This window comes from Mesorhizobium sp. A623 (assembly GCF_054489405.1).
In genome coordinates this window covers 34,276-54,358 of sequence record NZ_JBTMXB010000022.1, presented here as the reverse complement: position 1 = coordinate 54,358, position 20,083 = coordinate 34,276, and the positions used below count along the sequence as shown (strand labels likewise).

Sequence of the window (20,083 nt, the reverse complement as noted above, 5' to 3'; positions counted from 1 at the left end):
CCGCCTGGGAAGGGGGAGCGGTATGAGCACGATCAAGCGGCCAGGCCGACTGTTCAGGGCGCTCCGGAAATCTGGAACGGGCGTGTGCCGGGCCGCCGCATGCCTGCTTTGCCTGTTGTGGGTGCTTGCCGCTCTGGCTCTACCCGCTCCCGCTTTTGCCCATGCGGCGCTGATCGGTACGGAGCCTGCCGATGGTGCTGTGCTGGCGCAAAGTCCGGACCGGTTTTCGCTGACGTTCAGCGAGCCGGTTTCGCCGCTGGTGCTGTCGCTGGTCAAGCCCGGCGGCGGCACCGAGGCGTTGACCTCGTTTCGGCTTGATGGCCAGACGGTCGAAATCGACAATGCGCAAGAACTCGGGAAAGGCACGTATGTGCTGAGTTGGCGGGTGATTTCCACCGACGGGCATCCGGTGGCTGGCTCCCTCTTGTTTTCCATAGGCGCAGCCGGCACCGCGCCTGTGGCATCCGAACCTGTCGACTGGTCGTTGCGATCGGCCATTTGGCTTGCCAAAGTCTGTCTCTACATCGGCCTATTCATCGGCGTCGGCGGCACATTCGTGCTTTGCTGGCTGTCGCCGGCCGCCGGAAAGCGCGTGGTCGTCGCGGCGCTGTGGGGCGGTATCGTTGCGGCGGTGGTGTCGCTTGGTTTCCAGGGGCTGGATGCGCTTGGCCTGCCGCTTGCGCGAATTGCCGAACCGCTGGTGTGGAAGACCGCCCTTGGCACCACATTCGGCTGGACGGTGGTGATTGGGCTTTGCGCGCTGGGGCTTGGCCTGCTCTCCCTGATCGTGCCTTGTCTCTTGGCAAAAACCCTCTCCCTTGTCGCTCTGGTGGGCGTCGGTGTTGCGCTTGCCGCCAGTGGCCACGCCAGTGCCGCCGAGCCGCAATGGCTGACGCGGCCGATGGTGTTCCTGCATGGCGTAGGCATCGCCTTTTGGGCGGGCGCGCTTATCCCGCTGGGCTTGGCTTTGAAGGGCAGGACCGTGGAATCCGGTCTTTTCCTGCGGCGGTTTTCGAAAACGATCATGCCTGTCGTCGTGGTGCTGGCGGGGGCGGGGATCGTTCTCGCGGTCATCCAGGTGCAGACGCCGTCGGCTCTTGTCGCCACTGCTTATGGCCGGCTCTTGCTTATCAAACTTGGGTTGCTCGCGGTTCTGTTCGCATTCGCGGCCTTCAACCGCTGGCGGCTGACCGCTCCCACTGAGGCCGGCGATGAGGCGGCGCGGAAAAAGCTGGTGCGTTCAATCGGGGTCGAGACGGTTATCGTGCTGGCAATCTTCGGCGTCGTCGCCGGCTGGCGCTTCACGCCGCCGCCCCGCGCGCTGGCGATTGCCGCCGCGCAACCTGCCTCGATACACATCCATACGCTGAAAGCGATGGCGGATATTTCGATCACCCCCGGCCACACAGGGCCGGTTGCCGCCTCCATCTTCATCATGACCGGCGATTTCGGGCCGCTCAACGCCAAGGAAATGACGCTGGTCCTGTCGAAACCCGATTCCGGCATCGAGCCGCTGAAGCGCCCGGCGAAAAAAGCGGGTGACGGCACTTGGCGGGTCGACGATCTCGTCATTCCGCTGCCCGGCAAGTGGACGGTGGGGCTCGATATTCTGGTTTCCGATTTCGATGCTGTGAAGATCGAAGGGCCTATCGACATCCGGCCGTGACGGGCGCGGGGAATCGGTCTAATCGATTGAAAGAATATGCAGCCGGCACGCCATGCGTGTTGACGAAGCCGGTGCGCAGGGTCGATCATGGCGCTTTGCGGCGAAGAACGAACAATCACAGGCGGAATGATATGACGGAAAAAGCCGAAATCGGCCTGATCGGCCTTGGCACGATGGGTTCCAACCTGGCGCTCAACATCGCCGAAAAAGGGCACCGCATCGCCGTTTTCAACCGCACCACGGCCAAGACGGACGCCTTTGTCGAGAACGCCGGCGCGTTGCGAAGCATGGTGGTGCCGTGCAAGAGCCTGTCCGAACTGGCCGATGCCATCCGGCCGCCGCGCCCGGTCATCATCATGGTGCTGGCCGGCCAGCCGGTGGACGAGCAGATTGCCGCGTTGCGCGGCGAACTTGCGGCCAACGACATCATCATCGACGCCGGCAACGCCAATTTCCGCGACACGATGCGGCGCTTCAAGGAACTGGAAGGTTCCGGCCTGACCTTCATCGGCATGGGCGTGTCTGGCGGCGAGGAGGGCGCGCGCCACGGCCCGTCGATCATGGTCGGCGGCACGGAAGCTTCGTGGAAGCGCGTCGAGAAGGTCATCACCGCCATTTCCGCCAAGTTCAAGGGCGAGCCATGCGCTGCCTGGCTAGGCACCGACGGTGCCGGGCATTTCGTGAAAACCATCCATAACGGCATCGAATATGCCGACATGCAGATGATCGCCGAGATTTACGGCGTGCTGCGCGACGGGCTTGGCATGGGGCCAAAGGAAATCGCGCCGGTGTTTGCCGGCTGGAACAAGGGGCGGCTGGATTCCTACCTGATCGAGATCACCGCCAAGGCGCTCGAAGCCGACGATCCGAAGACCGGCAAGCCGGTGGTCGACATTATTCTCGACCGGGCCGGCCAGAAAGGCACCGGCAAATGGTCGGTGATCGAGGCGCAGCAATTGGGCATTCCAGCGACCGCCATCGAGGCGGCTGTCGCGGCGCGGGTGCTGTCGTCGCTGAAGGACGAACGCGAGGCCGCCGAAAAGGCCTATGGCAAGCTCGACGTGACCCGGCTCTCGGGATCGAAAGAGGATCTGCTCAAGGATCTTGAACTGGCGCTGTTCGCCGGCAAGATCGCGGCCTACGCGCAGGGCTTCGCGGTGATGGCCGGCGCATCCAAGGCGTTCGGCTGGAACCTGCCGATGCCGACCATCGCCAGGATCTGGCGGGCCGGCTGCATCATCCGCTCGCAGATGCTGGATACGATGGCCGAGGCTTTTGGCAAGGGTGGCGCCGAGGTCAACCTTTTGATGGCTCCGGCCTTCGTCGACATGATGAAGGAAGCGCATCCTTCGTTGCGGCGCATCGTTGCGCGGGCTGCGGAAGCCGGCCTGCCGGTGCCGGCGCTTTCCTCGGCGCTCGCCTATTTCGACGCCTATCGCCAGGGGCGTGGCACCTCCAACCTGATCCAGGCGCAGCGCGACTTTTTCGGCGCGCACGGCTTCGAGCGCATCGACGGGCCAGGCGCGTTCCACGGCCCATGGGGCAGCGCACAAGGCTGAGCCTGCCAAAGCCAGCAGCGTCCCGTTCATTCAGTAAGGAAAGAAAATGGCCTATACCCCTGCGGAAAATCGCTACGACACCATGATCTACAATCGCTGCGGCCACTCCGGCCTGAAGCTGCCGGCGATCTCGCTCGGCCTGTGGCACAATTTTGGCGGTGATACGCCGCACGAGACGAAGCGGGCAATTGCGCGAAAGGCCTTCGATCTCGGCATTACCCATTTCGACCTCGCCAATAATTACGGCCCGCCGCCCGGATCGGCCGAAACGGCGTTCGGCGAGATATTGCGGACGGATTTCGCCAATCATCGCGACGAACTGATTATCTCGAGCAAGGCCGGCTATGAGATGTGGAAAGGGCCTTATGGCGAATGGGGCAGCCGGAAATACCTGCTTTCGAGCCTCGACCAGAGCCTGAAGCGGATGGGGCTCGACTATGTCGATATTTTTTATTCGCACCGTTTCGACCCCGAGACGCCGCTGGAGGAAACGATGGGCGCGCTCGACCATGCCGTACGGTCGGGCAGGGCGCTCTATGCCGGCATCTCGTCCTACAATTCACAGCGCACCCGTGAAGCTGCATCCATTCTCAAGCAGCTTGGGACGCCGTGCCTGATCCATCAGCCAAGCTATTCCATGCTGAACCGCTGGGTCGAGGAGGACGGCCTGCTCGATACGCTGGAAGGGCTTGGCGCCGGTTCCATCGTGTTCTCGCCGCTGGCGCAAGGCATGCTGACGACCAAATATCTGCACGGCATCCCGGAAGACAGCCGTGCCGCGCAGGGCAAGTCGCTGCGTCAGTCCTTCATCAGCGAGCAGGCGCTCACCAACATCAAGGCGTTGAACGCCATCGCCGGGCGGCGCGGCCAGAGCCTGGCGCAGATGGCGCTGGCCTGGGTGCTGCGCAAGGGCCGTGTAACCTCGGCGCTGATCGGGGCGAGCCGGCCGGAGCAGGTGGAAGACTGCCTCGGCGCGTTGAAAAACCTCGACTTCAGCGATGCCGATCTAGCCGAGATCGACACATATGCCCGCGATAGCGGCATCAATCTTTGGGCGGCTTCCGCCGAGCTGAAAGGACCGGTGCGCAAGTAGGGGCCGCCCTCCGGCCGCCGTGCCTGAGGAGGATTTGACGCCTTTTGCGTTGTCGCAATCAAGAGGGCAGGCGGGGAACTGCGCCGGCACGGTAGCAAAAGGGGACGTTCATCGCTATTTCATGGGGGCCCGGAAAAACGGGCGATGATCGAGATCGAAGGCAGGGATCATGGCGGCAAGGAATGCGCTGACCAAAAATCAGACATGCGTGCTGGAAAAGCTTGAAGCCGCCGGTGCGCCGCTCAGCGCCTATACCTTGCTCGACCAGTTGCGCGAGCAGGGGTTTCGTGCGCCGCTTCAGGTCTATCGGGCGCTCGATACGCTGGTGAAGTCGGGGCTCGTGCATCGATTGGAGAGCCTGAACTCCTTCGTCGCCTGCGCCGAGCCGCACGACCACAGCCATTCGATGACCGCCTTCGCCATCTGCGACATATGCGGCCAGGTGACCGAATTTTCCGATCCGGACGTCGGCCACCATCTGGATGAGTGGATGCACTCGACCGGTTTTTCCGCCAAGAAAGCCGTCATCGAGTTTCGCGGCACCTGCGCGAAATGCCAGGTCGAGGCGGCGTAAAGCGGCGGCTTGGCCGGCTATCGACGCCGCCGCCGGGTTTCCTGCACCAGGACCTCTCGCAGCACCTGGAACGACTGGTCATCCAGCATTTGCGAGACATTGAACCGCATATAGTTCGTGGCCGATTGTGAGGGGCTGAAGGCATTGCCCGGCGCCAGCACGATTTTTTGCTGGAGTGCCGCGCGGGCGATGTCTGCGGCATCGACGCCACCCGGCAGGCTGCACCATAGGAACATGCCGGCTTGCGGCTCGATCCAGGGCGCTATTCCGAGCGTTCTCAGTTTTGCCGAGACGTCGAACATGGCGCGCGCGAGACGGCTGCGCAGGCCCTCCAGATGCTTGCGATAGCCGCCGTCGCTCAGGGTCTTCAGGATCAGTTCGGCGGCAAGCCGCCCGCCGCCGAACGACGTTGCGATCTTGAGATCGATCAGGCTTTCGATCCATTCGGGCCTAGCTGCCACGAAGCCGCAACGAACCGAAGCGGACAGCGTTTTTGAGAAACTGCCGATGTGAATGACGCGGTCCAGTCCGTCGAACGCTGCGAGGCGCGGTGCCGGGCTGTGTTCGAAATCGGCGAATATGTCGTCCTCGATGATGGTCAGCGCGAACTGCTCGGCAAGCTTGAGAACCCTGTGGGCCACGACAGGAGACAGGATCGCGCCGGTCGGATTGTGGATGGCCGAGTTGGTCAAATAGAGCCGCGGCCTGTGTTCGGAAAGGACGGCGGCGAACTGGTCGATGTCCGGACCGGCGGGGGTGTAGGACACGCTGACGATCTTGGCGCGGTGTGCGCGCAAAAGCGCCTGGAAATTGAAATAGCAAGGATCGTCCACCAGCACCGTGTCGCCAGGTTCGAGCAACATCCGGCAAAGCAGGTCCATCGCCTGGGTACCGGACTCGGTCAGCATGATCTGGTCCGGCGAGCACTCCATGCCTTTCTCCGCCATCCGGCGGGCGATGAGCTGACGCAGCGGCGGGAGACCCAAGGGAGAGCCGTAGTCACCCAGTGCGGGAACGTCCGCCCGCGACAGCGACCGCAGCGCCTTCCTGATGCCCGCTTCGGGCAACCACGATGTCGGCAGCCACCCGCAACCGGGTTTCATGGTGCTGTCGCTTGTCTCCAGCGATTGCCTCGAAATCCAGAAAGGATCGATGACCCGGTCCAGCTTCGGGCCGATTTCCGAAAGGGACAGGGGAGCCGTCAGGCCGGCGACATAAAAGCCGGAGCCGGGCCGGGAATGGATGACGCCTTCGGCGGCCAGCCGCTCATAGGCCTCCACCACCGTCGAGGTCGACACGTTCAACATGACGGCCAATCGCCGGATCGACGGCAGTTTCGCGCCTTGGGTCAGGCTGCGGGCGGCGATGCGCTGCCGGATCGCGGCCATGACCATGGCCACCCGACTGGTTCCAGCCGCCTGCTCATCCATCTGTACTGCACCTTGCACCATTACAGTCTGGCGAAAGTGTACCGGACTGTCACTGGTAACACCAGCGGCCGCCATGGATAAGAGCGGCGCAATTGAAGGAGCGTGCCATGGACCGGATTAAAAGCGGGTGGACCAACGGTCTCATCGGCGTCGTGATCTTCAGCGGGTCGCTGCCCGCCACGCGCGTGGCGGTGATGCAGATCGATCCCGTCTTCCTGACCGTCGCCCGTGCGGCGATTGCCGGCGTGCTGGCTCTTTGCCTGCTGCTGGTGTTCAAGGAGAAACGCCCGTCGCGTGGCGACATGCTATCGCTGATCGTCGTCGCATTGGGAGTCGTGGTCGGCTTTCCCCTGTTGAGCGCGCTGGCGCTTCAGCATGTGACATCGGCACACTCGATCGTTTTTATCGGCCTTTTGCCGCTGGCGACGGCTATTTTCGGGGTTATTCGCGGTGGCGAGCGGCCGAAGCCGGCATTCTGGTTGTTTTCGGTGCTGGGCAGCGCGCTGGTGGCGGGCTTCGCCCTGACGCAGGGGCTCGCGGCCTCGCCCATCGGCGATACGCTGATGTTGGCGGCCGTCATCGTCTGTGGGCTGGGTTACGCGGAGGGCGCAAGGCTTTCGCGTCGGCTGGGAGGCTGGCAGGTCATTTCCTGGGCACTGGTGATATCGTTGCCGATCATGGCCGTGCTGGCGATGGTTCTCGTTCCCTCGACGTTTTCCGGCATCGAGACGCCTGCCTGGCTCGGCCTGGCCTATGTCTCGCTGTTCAGCATGTTGATCGGTTTCGTGTTCTGGTATCGCGGCCTGGCGCAAGGAGGCATCGCTGCCGTTGGCCAGTTGCAGCTTCTGCAACCGTTCTTCGGCCTGGCGCTGGCCGCGACCCTGCTGCATGAGCCGGTAACCGGGGCGATGCTGGCGGTGACCGTTGCGGTCATCCTGTGCGTGGTCGGCGCGCGCAAATTCGCCAATTGAACCGGGGCTAACCCTCGAACCACGCTGTCAGTGCGCCTCGTCCCAATTGGCGGCGGCGCGGGCGTCGACTTGCAGCGGCACGCGTAGCGCGACCGCCGGCATGGCGGCGTTTTCCATCACCGTCTTCACCACCGGCATGGTCACTTCGGCTTCCGCTTGCGGCGTCTCGAAGATCAGTTCGTCGTGCACCTGCAACAGCATGCGCGCCGAAAGACCGGCCTTGGCGAGTGCGCCGTCCATGCGCACCATGGCGCGGCGGATGATGTCGGCTGCCGAGCCCTGGATCGGCGCGTTGATGGCGGCGCGCTCGTTGTTGGCGCGGATCGAGGGATTGGAGGCGCGGATTTCGGGATAATGGGCGCGGCGGCCGAAGATGGTCTCGACATAGCCGTTTTCGCGCGCGAACGCCTTGGTCGCCTCCATATAGTCGCGGATGCCCGGAAAACGCTCGAAATAGCGCTTGATGTAGTCGCCGGCTTCTTCGCGGGCGATGGAAAGCTGGTTGGCCAGCCCGAAGGCGGATATGCCGTAGATGATGCCGAAATTGATGGCTTTGGCGCGCCGGCGCACATCAGAGGGCATGCCTTCGACCGGTACGCCAAACATTTCCGAGGCAGTCATGGCATGGATGTCGACTCCGTCGGAGAACGCCTGCACAAGCTGCGGGATTTCGGCCATATGCGCCAGGATGCGCAGTTCGATCTGGCTGTAATCCGCCGAAATCAGCAAATTGCCCTTGTCGGCGATGAAGGCGGTGCGGATCTTGCGGCCCTCGGCGGTGCGGACCGGAATGTTCTGCAGGTTCGGTTCGACCGAGGAAAGCCGGCCCGTCGAGGTCGCGGCCAGCGCGTAGGAGGTGTGGACGCGTTTTGTTTCGGGGTTCACATAACCGGGCAGGGCGTCGGTGTAGGTCGATTTCAGCTTGGTCAACTGACGCCAGTCGACGATCTTGCGCGGCAGTTCGTGTCCCTCGGCCGCCAATTCCTCCAGCACCTGCGCGGTGGTCGACCATTGGCCGGTCTTGGTCTTCGAGCCGCCGGGCAGGCCCATGCGCCCGAACAATATGTCGCCCAACTGCTTGGGCGAGCCGATGGTGAAGGTCTCGCCGGCGAGTTGATAGACCTCGTCTTCAAGGCTGGCTGCGCGCTGCGCAAGTTCGCCCGACAGACGCGACAGGATCTGCCGGTCGATGGAGATGCCGCGCTGCTCCATGGCGGCCAGCGTGCGCACCAGCGGCCGCTCCAGCCGCTCGTAAACGGAAACCAGACCCTTGGCGGCAAGGCGCGGCTTCAACACATGCCACAGCCGCAGGGCGATGTCGGCTTCCTCGCCGGCATAGGCGGTGGCGCGCTCCAGCGCGACATGGTCGAACGGGACGGCGCTCTTGCCGGTGCCGACGACTTCCTTGAAGGCCATGGCTGCATGGCCGAACCATTTTTCCGACAGCGATTCCAGATTATGGGCGTTGGTGCCCGCGTCGAGCACATAGGAGATCAGCATGGTGTCGTCATACGGCGCTATGTCGAGCCCGTGCCGCTGCAGGACCGTCATGTCGAACTTGGCGTTCTGCAGGATTTTGAGCACCGAAGCGTCGGTGAGCAGCGGCTTGATCGCGGCCAGCGCCTCGCGGACGGGAATCTGGTTCTCCACCAGCCCGCCGCCGAGCAGATCGCCGGCGCCCGATTGGTGCGTCAGCGGCACATAGGCGGCACGGCCGGGCCGGACAGCCAGCGCGAAACCGCACAATTCGGCCTGCATCGGGTCCTGGGTCGTGGTCAGGGTATCGAGCGCGACGATGCCGGCCTCCAGGGCCTCGGCAAGCCAGGCCTGCAGCGTCGGCAGGTCGCGGATCGTGACATAGGCGCTGGTGTCGAACTTGCTGGCGACAGCGGATTCGGCGCGTAGCGCGGAAAGCAGCGATGGCGTCCTGCTTTCCCCGGACCCGGCCGCTGGTGTCGGCTGGCCGGCTTCGTCGCTTGAAGAAAAGAGGGAGGGCTGACCGCTGCCCACATCCGGCCCATGCGCCGTGTCGGCCCGCTCCACCGCAATCTTGGCGGCTTCGATCTCGCCGGCGGCGGTGCCGGTTGCTTCGGCCACCCGGCGCGTCAACGTGGAAAATTCCATCGTCTTGAGAAAGCCGATCAGCTTCGGGCCGTCCGGTTCGTGCAGCACGAAACCTTCCAGCCCGTCAGCAACCGGCACGTCGATCTTCAGCGTCACCAGTTCGCGCGAGATGCGGGCCTTGTCGGCATTGTCGATGATCGACTGGCGGCGCTTTTCCTGCTTGATTTCGCCGGCACGCGCCAGAAGCTGGTCCAAATCGCCGAACTGTTCGAGCAGGAGGGCCGCCGTCTTGGGGCCGATGCCCGGCACGCCCGGCACGTTGTCGACGGAATCGCCTGTCAGCGCCTGCAGGTCGATCATCTTTTCGGGCGGTACGCCCCATTTCTCGATGACTTCCGCAACGCCGATCTGGCGGTCCTTCATCGGGTCGTACATGCCGACGGTCGGGCCGACCAGTTGCATCAGATCCTTGTCGGACGAAATGATGGTGGTATCGCCGCCGGCCTCGCAGGCTAGCCGTGCATAGGTGGCGATGAGGTCGTCGGCCTCAAACCCTTCCATTTCGATGCAGGGCAGGTTGAAGGCGCGCGTCGCCTCGCGGATCAGCCCGAATTGCGGGATCAAATCCTCTGGAGGGGCTAACCGGTTGGCCTTGTATTCAGGATAGAGCTGGTTGCGGAAGGTCTTGGACGAATAGTCGAAAATGACGGCGAAATGCGTCGGCACCACGCCGGCGTCGGTGTTGCGGGCATCCACCATCAGCTTCCACAGCATATTGCAGAAGCCGGCGACAGCGCCGACTGGCAGCCCGTCGGACTTGCGCGTCAGCGGCGGCAATGCGTGATAGGCGCGGAAGATGTAGCCGGAGCCGTCGACAAGGAAGAGATGATCGCCTTTTTTCATGGGCGAAGGGATAGCGCGGCACGGCTTCGCGGTCCATGCCAAAGGCGTTTGCAAGCGACGGTTCCGGCAAAATCCTGACAAGCCGGCCGGTAACACGTATGTTACGAACTTGTAATTTTCGTGCCCTTGAATCGCCACCTTCCGGATCACAAATACAAGGCATCGGCAATTATCGCCGAGTCCGGAGCAAGGCCCGTCCCCCGCCTATACCGGACATTGCGGCAGCCTATCCCCCTCTCCGGGCTGCCGCACCGTTTAATGTGCCGCCGTGGTTCCCCCTCCGCCACGGCGGCATTTTTTTGCACGGCTGGTCCAACTTGCTGGGCTTTTCGTTTGCGGCCCAGCGCTTTAGGGTGCTCCGCAGAATCGAAAGGCCCTCAAAGAATGTCTTCTGTCGCTCCCGTTCTCGACCGTCTCGACCACAATCTTGATCAAAGCCTCGATCGGCTGTTCGATCTGCTCAAGCTGAAGTCGATCTCCACCGATCCGGCCTATGCCGCCGAGTGCCGCAAGGCGGCCGAGTGGCTGGTCGCGGATTTGAAGACCATCGGCTTTACCGCCAGTGTGCGCGATACGCCCGGCCACCCGATGGTGGTGGCTCACCACGCCGGCCCTGCTGGTGCGCCGCACGTGCTGTTTTACGGCCACTATGACGTGCAGCCGGTCGATCCGGTCGAACTGTGGGACAACGACCCGTTCGCCCCTTCGATCAAGGAAATCGCGCCCGGCCACAAGGTCATCACTGGACGCGGTTCGGCCGACGACAAGGGCCAGTTGATGACCTTCGTCGAAGCCTGCCGCGCCTGGAAACAGGTGCATGGCGGCTTGCCCTGCGAAATCACCATCCTGTTCGAAGGCGAGGAGGAATCCGGTTCGCCATCGCTGAAGCCGTTCCTCGCCGCCAATGCGGAGGAACTGAAGGCCGATTTCGCGCTGGTCTGCGACACCGGCATGTGGGACCGTGATACGCCCGCCATCGCGACGGCGCTGCGCGGGCTGGTGGGTGAGGAGATCACCATCCAGGCCGCCAACCGCGACCTGCATTCGGGCGAGTTCGGCGGCGCTGCCGCCAACCCGATCCGCATCCTGGCGAAAATCCTCGCCGACATTCACGATGTGGATGGCCGCATCACCATTCCCGGCTTCTACGAAGGGGTCGAGGAAACGCCGTCGCAGATACTGAAGTCCTGGGAGACGCTCGGCGAGACAGCGGAGGATTTTCTTGGGCCGATCGGCCTGTCCATCCCCTCGGGCGAAAAGGGGCGGTCGATCCTGGAACTGGTCTGGGCGCGGCCGACGGCGGAATTCAACGGCATCAACGGCGGCTATACCGGCAAGGGTTTCAAGACCGTGATTGCCGCGCAGGCCTCGGCCAAGGTTTCGTTTCGCCTCGTCCACAAGCAGGACCCCGCCAAAATCCGCGCCGCCTTCCGCAAATTTGTCGAGGAACGGTTGCCGGCCGACTGCTCGGTCGAATTCCATGAACATGGCGGTTCGCCGGCGATCCAGCTTTCCTACGATTCACCATTCCTGACCAAGGCGAAGCAGGCTTTGTCGGATGAGTGGCCGAAGCCGGCGGTCATGATCGCCATGGGCGGCTCGATCCCGATTGTCGGCGATTTCCAGACCTATCTCGGCATGGAATCGCTTCTGGTCGGCTTCGGCCTTTCCGACGATCGAATTCACTCGCCCAACGAAAAATACGAGCTTTCTTCTTTCCACAAGGGACAGCGCTCCTGGGCGCGCATTCTCGACGCCCTGACCCGTTGAAAGTCTCCCCCGCTGAACGTTTTTCCCCCTGAAGGTTTTCCGATGACGAATATCCGTTTCCACAAGAACGACCTGCCTGACCTGTCGCATTATGATGTCGATGCGGTTGCCATCGATACCGAGACGCTGGGGCTCAATCCGCATCGCGACCGGCTATGCGTGGTGCAGATTTCGCCCGGCGACGGCTCGGCCGACGTGATCCAGATCGCACCCGGCCAGAAGCGGGCGCCGAACCTGGTCAGCCTGCTTCGGAACCGCAAGGTGACCAAGCTGTTCCATTTCGGGCGCTTCGATATTGCCGTGCTCTATCACGCCTTCGGCGTCATGGCCGAACCTGTGTTCTGCACCAAGATCGCCTCGCGGCTGACACGTACCTATACCGATCGCCATGGCCTGAAGGACCTCTGCAACGAATTGTTGGGCGTCAGCCTTTCCAAGCAGCAGCAATCTTCGGACTGGGCGGCGCAAACACTGTCGCCGGAGCAGCTCGAATATGCTGCTTCCGACGTGCTCTACCTACATCGGCTACGTGACGAACTGGCCGGACGGCTTGCCCGCGAAAACCGCGAAAAGGAAGCCGACGCCTGTTTCCGCTTCCTGCCGACACGCGCCAAGCTCGACCTGATGGGGTGGTCGGAAGCCGATATTTTCGCCCACAGCTAAGGGAACTCTGACGGCTGGGCGGCGTTCAGTTGTTCATAGGCAGGCAGGGGAGGCGAAATGACAGCCAGACAACCGATTTCCACCGCACCCAAGGACGGCTCGCGGGTCACGGTCCACTGGACCGACGGCGATGGCGTGGCGAATGAATCCATCGCCCGATGGGACAAGGAGGATGGCGCGTGGTGGGCCTATACAGACGGCCATACGCAAAAGAAAATCGAGCCGACAAGCTGGCGGCCGGCTTCATCGGGCGATGACGACGACGAATAGTCCCCATCTGGCGGGCAACGCCGCTTTGCCATATTCTTTTAACGCAACTTGACCCGATTCGGAGCGTCGCTCCCGATCCCGTCTTTCTTTGGAGGGAACTGCCATGGGTATTGAAAGTCTGCTCGTCTTCCTCATCATCGGTGCAATCGCCGGCTGGCTGGCCGGGCTTATCGTCCAGGGTTTCGGTTTCGGCCTGATCGGCAACATCGTCGTCGGCATCGTCGGCGCTCTTATCGCCGGCTGGCTGCTGCCACGGGTGGGCCTTGCCTTTGGCGGCGGCATGCTGGCCGCGATCATCCATGCCGTCATCGGCGCGGTGATCCTGCTGTTGATCATCCGGCTCGTAAAGCGAGCGTAGCCAAGCCTTCGACAAAGGCTGAATTTCAAAACGCCGCGCGTTCGATGAGACGCGCGGCGTTTTGTTTCGACTGAAGTCTGGTGGGTGGGTGGAATTCCGCCCCCGGGCGTCGCTTTAGCCGCCGCTCAGAATGTCCAGGATGGATGTCTCGCGCTTTTTCAACGGCCCGCCGACGTCACCGGGCGGCACCGGGCGCTTGATCGACGCGGTCGGGCTGTCTTCGACCGGCATCGCAACCTTGCCTTTCGTCTGCGCCGATTGCGTGGCGCGCGCCGGCGCGGGTGAGGCTGCGACGGCCCGGCCGACAGGGGCGGGCGGGGCAGGCTTTTGCGCCGGCGCAACGGGCGAGGGCGCTTCATCCCGCACGATATTTGCCGGGGGCGCGGATTTCCAGGTGCCGGGCAGCGGCGCGATCTTCACGCCCTCATGCGCCGCGACCATGAATTCATGCCATGCCAGCGCCGGCAGCGCGCCGCCCGTGACCCTTTTCATGGGCGTGCCGTCGTCATTGCCGAACCAGACCCCGGTCGTGAGATTGGCGGTGTAGCCGATGAACCATGCGTCGCGCGAGTTCTGGCTGGTGCCGGTCTTGCCGGCCGAGGGCCAGTTGAAGGCCGCTTTCTTGGCGGTTCCGGTCTCGACGGCGCCGGCCATCATGGCGTTCATCATGCCGACGACTTCCGGCTTGACGACGCGCGGCGCGTTCGCTGCCTGGTGCTGGTAGAGCACCTTGCCGTTGGCATCGGTCACCTTGCGGATGAAGTGGATGTCCGGGCGAAAGCCGCCATTGGCGAAGGGCACATAGGCGGCCGTGAGTTCGAGCGGCGTCACTTCCGAGGTGCCGAGCGCGATCGAGGTGTTGGCCTTGACATCGGACTGGATGCCCATGCGGTGCGCGGCCTCGACCACGGCCTTGGGACCGACTTCCATGGTCAGTTGGGCTGCGACCGAGTTCAGCGACTTGGCCAGCGCCGTGGCCAGCGTGACCTTGCCGTAATACTTGCCGCCATAATTATCGGGTGTCCATTTGCCGATCTTGATTGGCGCGTCGTTGCGCACGCTGTCGGGCGTGCGGCCGGCTTCAAGCGCCGCCATATAGACAAAAGGCTTGAACGCGGAACCCGGCTGCCGGCGCGCTTCGGATGCGCGGTCGAACTGGCTGGTGGAATAATCATAGCCGCCGACCATGGCGCGTACCGCGCCGGAACCGTCGATCGAGACGAGCGCGCCCTGGGTGACGTCGAGCTTCTTGCCGTTTTCGTCGATCAGCCGCCGGATCGATTTTTCGGCCAGCTTCTGCAAGGTAAGATCGACGGTGGTGTCGACGACAATATCGCCTTGCACATCGCCGATCAGGTCCGGAAGTTCTTCCATGACGGTGTCGGCGACATAATTTTCCGAGCCGGTCCAGTAGGAGGGCGCGCGCGTGGCCGGTGCGCTTATGGCGCCGGACTGCTGCTTGGCGCCGATCATGCCTTCGTCGCGCATAGCCGCCAGCACGAGTTGCGCCCGTTCTTCGGCGGCTTTGGGATCACGCGCGGGAGACAGCCGCGACGGCGCCTTGAGCAGGCCGGCAAGCAGGGCTGCTTCCGCCAGCGTCACGTCGTGAGCGGACTTGCCGAAATAGCGGCGCGAGGCGGCTTCGACGCCATAGGAGCCGGATCCGAAATAGACCCGGTTGAGGTACATCTGCAGGATCTGGTCCTTGGTGTGCTTGTGTTCCAGCCAGAACGCCAGCAGCACCTCCTGGACCTTGCGCTCCAGCGTGCGGTCGGGCTTCAGGAACAGGTTCTTTGCCAATTGCTGGGTCAGCGTCGAGCCGCCCTGGCTGAGGCGGCCGCCCAGGATGTTGGTCACCATGGCGCGCGCCAGGCCGATCGGGTCGACGCCGAAATGCGAGTAAAAGCGGCGGTCCTCGATGGCGATGACGGCTTCGGGGATGTAGGGCGACATTTCATGCAGGCCCACGGCCTCGCCGCCGCTCATGCCGCGGTTGGCAACCAGTTGCCCGTCGGCGGAAACGATCTTGATGTTCGGCGCCCGGTCGGGGATGGCCCAGGTCGTTGCGGCCGGCATCTTCGCGCCGTAATAAACGACGATGCCGGCGGCGGCGATGCCGCCCCATATGGCAAGGACGAAGCACCAGTAAAGCAATCGGCTAAAAACGCCGAACAAGCCGCGCCGGCCTTTGGCTCGACCGCGCCGCGAAGATCTTGACCGTGCGGATTTGCTTTTCGACGAAGCCTTGCGATTGCTTGGCACGACGCGGTCCTCCTCGCTCACCGAAAAGCCGTTCGACGCCCTTTGTTTCGACGATTCCTCGAAACGGGGCTCGATGCGTCTGTCTCTGCGGTTTGCCATGCCCTGCGCTTCAAGTCCCCGTGCGCGTCCCTCTTGGACAGTAGATGCGGCGATTTAAGGGTGCGTTAAGGCGAGAGATTTTAATGTGCAGGAAAATCAGCTACTTGAGATCGAGCCGCTACCGCTTCGTTCACGGCCCTTCAGGCGGGGGTGTCCTGTGAGCCGTGCCATGATAGCCTGCGCCATTCTCGAGGAGGGCACGATCCTAATCGGAGGGTACGATGATTAGCTCGGCAATTTCCAAGGCTGCAATGGCGGCGTTGATATCATTATGCTTCGGTGCTGGCGGAAGTTTTGCCAAGGATGCTGCCGCAGCCAAGGTTGTCATTGCGAATTTCGATTTCGTGGATACTTCAGGCGAAGTTAAGGACGAAACAGCGCGGCACGAGACGCAATTGCACGACTTCGAATCCGTGTTGCGGGAAACCATGGCAAAAGATAGCGGCATCGATCCTGTTGCGATGTCATGCGAGGCAGGGCGGTGCTCATTGGCCGACCCTGGGGTAGATCAGCTCCTGCGACAGGCTAAGGCGGCGAATGCGAGATACCTTGTTACGGGCGGCCTCCACAAAATGAGTACGCTGGTCGGCTGGGCCAAATTCGTTGTTTTCGATCTTGAAAAGAGTGGCCAGGTTTGCGACCGGCTTTTGACGTATCGTGGCGATACAGCCGAGGCGTGGCGGCGGGCGGCCAAGTTCAGCGCAGAAGACATCGTCAGGTACTGCTTCGCTGACGTTCGACAGCCCGGATAATAGCTGCTTCGCCAGCAATATGGTCGATCGCATGTCCGGATGGATGCGCGGGCGTGCCCAAAACTTACGCCGACGCAATGATGGCCGGATCGCCTACCACTTGGTGCGGATGAGACTGTCGGGCTTCCCGACCAGGCCATAGGTCTCGCGCAAAACCTTCTCGGCTTCCGCCGCATTGCCTTTTGGCAGGGTGTGAAGCCCGCCGCGGGGAAAATGCAGGGTGCTTCCTTCGAGACGGTAGCCGACTTCATAAGGATGGCCGCAACTGTCGAGGAAACGGTACTGCGTCTTCCCGTCTTTCTGCATGGGTTCAAGCTGGGGATAGACGCAATTACCGGCAAAAGCGGGCGATGCGGTTACGGCCAGAAGGGTGAAGACGAGTAGGGATTTCATGGCTGTCTCCTTTGCGACGATGTTAACAGGAGAACAGGCGAGTGCGGCAAGCTTAAGGAGAAAGCAGGACCGAGTGTCGTGTCTCCCGGATGAACCGAGCCATCGAATTCCACACGGTCGGGCATCTGTTTTCGACAACCCGGCTGGTGCCGGTCTTCTCCCGATCGAGGCGGAGGGCCTTTTGCACCGTTGTGGGGTCAAAGAAAACCCCGCCAGCCGGAGCCAGCGGGGTCGAATGGTGGATCAGTCTCAGGTGAGAGGATGATCAGGCGAAGACGATGTCCGCAGCGGTAATGCCAGGAACGCCCACCAGCTGAATAACGAGGTCGTTGGCGGCGTTGAAGTTGCCGTCATTATTAAGGTCGGCAAGTACGTAGGTGTTGCCGGCCTCCGTGAACGTCGCGACCGCGAGCGTGTCACCGCCCACATTGAAGAAGCCGGGCACACCGCCGGCAAGCTGAGCGATCGTCGTGGCGGTGGTGATGCCAGCAGCGACGGTGTCCGTCTCGCCGGTGAGGTTGAACGCCGACAGGTCGATCGTGTCCGTACCCGCTGTGCCGAAATCAGTAACAGCGTCGAAGTTCACATAGGTCGAGTCAGCCTGTGCGGTGTAAACGAGGTTCTCATCGCCGGCACCAAGATCAATCGTATCAGCGCCAGCGCCGCCATTGATCGTGAGTTCGATTCCAGCACCAGTGCCACTCGCGTCAATGTGGTCGACGCCAGCACCGGTGTTTACGACCGCACCGTCGGAAGCCGCGCCGACGGTTACGTCATCGTCGCCAGCACCGGTACTAACAACGGCATCCTCAGCGTCAAAAATGACCATATCGTTGCCCGAGCCCGTCGTCGACGTTTCGAGAACGGCAGAGGCGGACAAGTCGACAGCTACGTCACCGGTAGCTGCCGAAGCGTCAAACGTCTCAAGAACAGTCGAACCAGCGAGGATCGCGACATCCCCTGCACCGGTTACCGTCAAGGTTTCAAGATTGATAAATGGGAGCAAGACAAGGTCCGGCGACGGTACGGCCGCTGCATCCCCATTAGCTTCAAGGGTGATGTGCTCGATGCCCGCCGTGGTGTCTGCCAAAGCAGCATCTACCGTCTGGAAAATTCCGAAAGGAGCATCGTCTACAGCCAGATGAAGCGTGTCGTTGGCTCCCGCAAGGCTTGCTTCGATACCAATTTGGATCACGGAAGGGCTACCCGAAATTCCATAGATAGTATCCAGCGAGGCATGGGAATAGGTAGCAGAGGCAGAGGAATTTATCTGCTTTACGCCCGTGACGCTGGACAGGTCCAGAAAAGTTGCCGCAGTGTTGTTGTTGTTGATTGTTTCGACATTCGAGATGACTGGAGCGGCACCTGAGACAAGGCCGCCAGCGCTGATGTTCAGCACATCGTTACCGGCGCCACCGTCGATGACGTCCGTGCTGTCGAGCGAGTTCGCAAGAATGGCGCGGATATTATCGGCACCATCCGTGCCATGAATGACATCCACACCACCGGTCTGAAAGTTCATAGCATTGGTGAGCGTGAAGATGCCGCCAGGGTTGTCGCCGCCAAAGAAAGCATCCGTCGCCGTGTTGGCGGCTTCGACCGTTGCCGGGTCAGCGGTGATGCCGTCGAGGATGCCATGCGACGAATCGCTGGCCTGGTCCGTCAGGCGACCGTTGTCCTGATAGATGTCGACAAACGTCGCCGCCGCTTCAAGCGCCCAATGCAAACCGGCATCGACCTTGTTCTGCAGATAGGCCTGGTCCGGGGTGCCTTCGTTGGTGGAGGCGTTGCCGAGGATAGAGGCGACCACGCTGCCTGCCGTTTCGCCGGCTTCCATGCGAGCGCTGTAATAGGCGAGGCCATCAGCGTCGATCGCACGGCCGAACACGTTCTGATAGGCCTGCTCCAGGAAATCGTTCTGACTCAGCAGGTCCGGGTACGTGAAATAGGGATAGGTATCGGAAGCTTCGGGCGAAGCTGCGAAAGAATCGCCGATATCCTGGATGGAGACTCCTGCCTCGACCCGACCAACCCAGTACTGCAGGCCAGCCGGGTCCGGAGCGCGATCGTAGAAGCCGATGTATAGTTGGGCAATGAGTTCTGCTGTGCTTGCCATTGTAGAGGATCCCTTGTTCCAATGGTCGGTGTACGTAAACGCCGAGCCGTCGCCCCGCGTCGTGCAGATGATAGTTTCTAACCCACCGCTACCGGTGAGCTACCCGAAGACCGAAGGAATTAAAGACCCCGCGAGAATACTCGCCATCAAAAGAGAAATACGATCCCCAGCCTGAAAATTCTATTTAAGTATTAGCCAACCAGCAAGCAGGAAATGCAGCGCGGAAAATTGATGCACCGCACTGCGCTTGGCTTCCGTTATTCCATATCCGGCACATCTCCGGACCCGAGCAGCGTGGTCGCGGCCCGTACTCCCCGATATCCGGATTGGCCTCTCGGCTCCAGGCAATCACGCCGACGTGCTTGTCAGCTAGCGCATAACTGTCGGTGCCGGGAAATCGCATCGGCGATGGAACCTTCCCACGCGAAGGGTGTTGTTCGGATGATCCTTCCCCCCTTTGGATCGCCGGGTGTGTCCCCTCCACGCCCACACAACTGAGGCCCGCTGCCGTCAAGCGACAGTGGGCCTTTCTCTTGCCATTTTCGTGGAACTAAAGTCGTAGGTGATCGTTAATCAACATTAACAGGCCTGCTTTGGAGTGTGGCGTATCCCCCGGATGCGCCGTTTCCTACGCCTGAATGAACCTTGGATCGATCCGATTGTCGGGTGGGCCCGAAGTTCCAACCGCACGGGAGGTATGCATGGATCGTTTGCAGTTTGTGTCAACGGTACGCGTCGCGCGCGGACAAGGCCATCCGGTCGAGGAGATCGACAGCGTCGCGGAAGCCATGGCATTCTTGCGCGAATGGCCCGTCGGGCGCCGTGGGCCGGTCTATCGCTGCGCGTTGAACTGTTGCGCCGCCGCGATTGCCGCGCAGATGACGGCGGAGGAAGCCAGAAAGTCGTTCGCGGGATTTGCCCGCATTACCGGGCTGCTCGTCGAGGGCGAGATACAGGCCGCGCATATCGCGGATCAGCAAAATTTGAGCAAACGAGCGGCGCAGTAAGTTGCAGCGTCTTTTCGTAAGACGGCACTTCGACAATTTGATTTCGAATCGGGATAAAACCGGATTTCTTTTTTCGATCTGATGCTTAGGCGTCCGGTTCACCTATCGTTTCGTCTCGCCCTAAAATCATCGA

General features: G+C 62.1%; 16 protein-coding genes. 11 read left to right on the top strand and 5 right to left on the bottom strand.

Annotated elements, in window-relative coordinates:
• Positions 1 to 22 precede the first annotated feature (22 nt).
• From ACX3P1_RS19625 to ACX3P1_RS19610, 4 genes are all read left to right on the top strand, one after another.
• On the top strand, positions 23 to 1,666 hold the full coding sequence (locus ACX3P1_RS19625) for a copper resistance CopC/CopD family protein (protein ID WP_459081281.1): 1,644 nt from the start codon (positions 23 to 25) through the stop codon (positions 1,664 to 1,666).
• Positions 1,667 to 1,797: 131 nt separating this feature from the next.
• Positions 1,798 to 3,225 (top strand): NADP-dependent phosphogluconate dehydrogenase, encoded by a 1,428-nt coding sequence (gndA, locus tag ACX3P1_RS19620; RefSeq protein ID WP_459081280.1) that lies wholly within the window; start codon positions 1,798 to 1,800, stop codon positions 3,223 to 3,225.
• Positions 3,226 to 3,271: 46 nt separating this feature from the next.
• On the top strand, positions 3,272 to 4,318 hold the full coding sequence (mgrA, locus tag ACX3P1_RS19615; RefSeq protein ID WP_459081279.1) for an L-glyceraldehyde 3-phosphate reductase: 1,047 nt from the start codon (positions 3,272 to 3,274) through the stop codon (positions 4,316 to 4,318).
• Between the two features lie 169 nt (positions 4,319 to 4,487).
• A complete protein-coding gene (locus tag ACX3P1_RS19610) occupies positions 4,488 to 4,892 on the top strand; it encodes a Fur family transcriptional regulator (protein ID WP_459081278.1) in 405 nt (134 codons plus the stop codon).
• A 17-nt stretch (positions 4,893 to 4,909) separates the two neighbouring features.
• Here ACX3P1_RS19610 and ACX3P1_RS19605 read toward each other — a convergent pair whose 3' ends face one another.
• Complete coding sequence (locus ACX3P1_RS19605; RefSeq protein ID WP_459081277.1) at positions 4,910 to 6,343, bottom strand: aminotransferase-like domain-containing protein; 1,434 nt, start codon at positions 6,341 to 6,343, stop codon at positions 4,910 to 4,912.
• 86 nt (positions 6,344 to 6,429) lie between these two features.
• Here ACX3P1_RS19605 and ACX3P1_RS19600 point away from each other — a divergent pair, with 86 nt between their 5' ends.
• A complete protein-coding gene (locus tag ACX3P1_RS19600; RefSeq protein ID WP_459081276.1) occupies positions 6,430 to 7,293 on the top strand; it encodes a DMT family transporter in 864 nt (287 codons plus the stop codon).
• Between the two features lie 27 nt (positions 7,294 to 7,320).
• Here the strand turns inward: ACX3P1_RS19600 and polA are convergent, their stop codons facing one another.
• Positions 7,321 to 10,260, bottom strand: coding sequence for a DNA polymerase I (gene polA, locus ACX3P1_RS19595; RefSeq protein WP_459081301.1), 2,940 nt, complete (start codon positions 10,258 to 10,260; stop codon positions 7,321 to 7,323).
• Positions 10,261 to 10,644: 384 nt separating this feature from the next.
• Here polA and ACX3P1_RS19590 point away from each other — a divergent pair, with 384 nt between their 5' ends.
• From ACX3P1_RS19590 to ACX3P1_RS19575, 4 genes are all read left to right on the top strand, one after another.
• Entirely contained in the window at positions 10,645 to 12,030 is a 1,386-nt protein-coding gene (locus ACX3P1_RS19590) for a M20/M25/M40 family metallo-hydrolase (RefSeq protein ID WP_459081275.1), read from the top strand.
• A gap of 42 nt (positions 12,031 to 12,072) precedes the next feature.
• Positions 12,073 to 12,693, top strand: a complete 621-nt coding sequence (locus ACX3P1_RS19585) for a ribonuclease D (RefSeq protein WP_459081274.1) — start codon at positions 12,073 to 12,075, stop codon at positions 12,691 to 12,693.
• Between the two features lie 57 nt (positions 12,694 to 12,750).
• Positions 12,751 to 12,963: a hypothetical protein gene (locus ACX3P1_RS19580; RefSeq protein ID WP_459081273.1), complete on the top strand. Its 213-nt coding sequence runs from the start codon at positions 12,751 to 12,753 to the stop codon at positions 12,961 to 12,963.
• A 103-nt stretch (positions 12,964 to 13,066) separates the two neighbouring features.
• Complete coding sequence (locus tag ACX3P1_RS19575; RefSeq protein ID WP_459081272.1) at positions 13,067 to 13,321, top strand: GlsB/YeaQ/YmgE family stress response membrane protein; 255 nt, start codon at positions 13,067 to 13,069, stop codon at positions 13,319 to 13,321.
• Positions 13,322 to 13,435: 114 nt separating this feature from the next.
• On the opposite strand, the gene ACX3P1_RS19570 is transcribed toward ACX3P1_RS19575, so the two are convergent.
• Positions 13,436 to 15,682 (bottom strand): transglycosylase domain-containing protein, encoded by a 2,247-nt coding sequence (locus ACX3P1_RS19570; protein WP_459081271.1) that lies wholly within the window; start codon positions 15,680 to 15,682, stop codon positions 13,436 to 13,438.
• A gap of 221 nt (positions 15,683 to 15,903) precedes the next feature.
• On the opposite strand from ACX3P1_RS19570, the gene ACX3P1_RS19565 reads away from it, so the two are divergent.
• Complete coding sequence (locus ACX3P1_RS19565; RefSeq protein WP_459081270.1) at positions 15,904 to 16,434, top strand: DUF2380 domain-containing protein; 531 nt, start codon at positions 15,904 to 15,906, stop codon at positions 16,432 to 16,434.
• A gap of 93 nt (positions 16,435 to 16,527) precedes the next feature.
• On the opposite strand, the gene ACX3P1_RS19560 is transcribed toward ACX3P1_RS19565, so the two are convergent.
• Entirely contained in the window at positions 16,528 to 16,827 is a 300-nt protein-coding gene (locus ACX3P1_RS19560; RefSeq protein WP_459081269.1) for a hypothetical protein, read from the bottom strand.
• A gap of 265 nt (positions 16,828 to 17,092) precedes the next feature.
• Positions 17,093 to 19,012, bottom strand: a complete 1,920-nt coding sequence (locus ACX3P1_RS19555; protein ID WP_459081300.1) for a DUF4214 domain-containing protein — start codon at positions 19,010 to 19,012, stop codon at positions 17,093 to 17,095.
• Positions 19,013 to 19,644: 632 nt separating this feature from the next.
• Between ACX3P1_RS19555 and ACX3P1_RS19550 the strand changes: the two genes are divergently transcribed.
• Positions 19,645 to 19,950 carry a DUF982 domain-containing protein gene (locus ACX3P1_RS19550; RefSeq protein WP_459081268.1) on the top strand — a complete coding sequence of 102 codons (306 nt, stop codon included), beginning with the start codon at positions 19,645 to 19,647 and terminating at the stop codon, positions 19,948 to 19,950.
• The last annotated feature ends 133 nt before the right edge of the window (positions 19,951 to 20,083 follow it).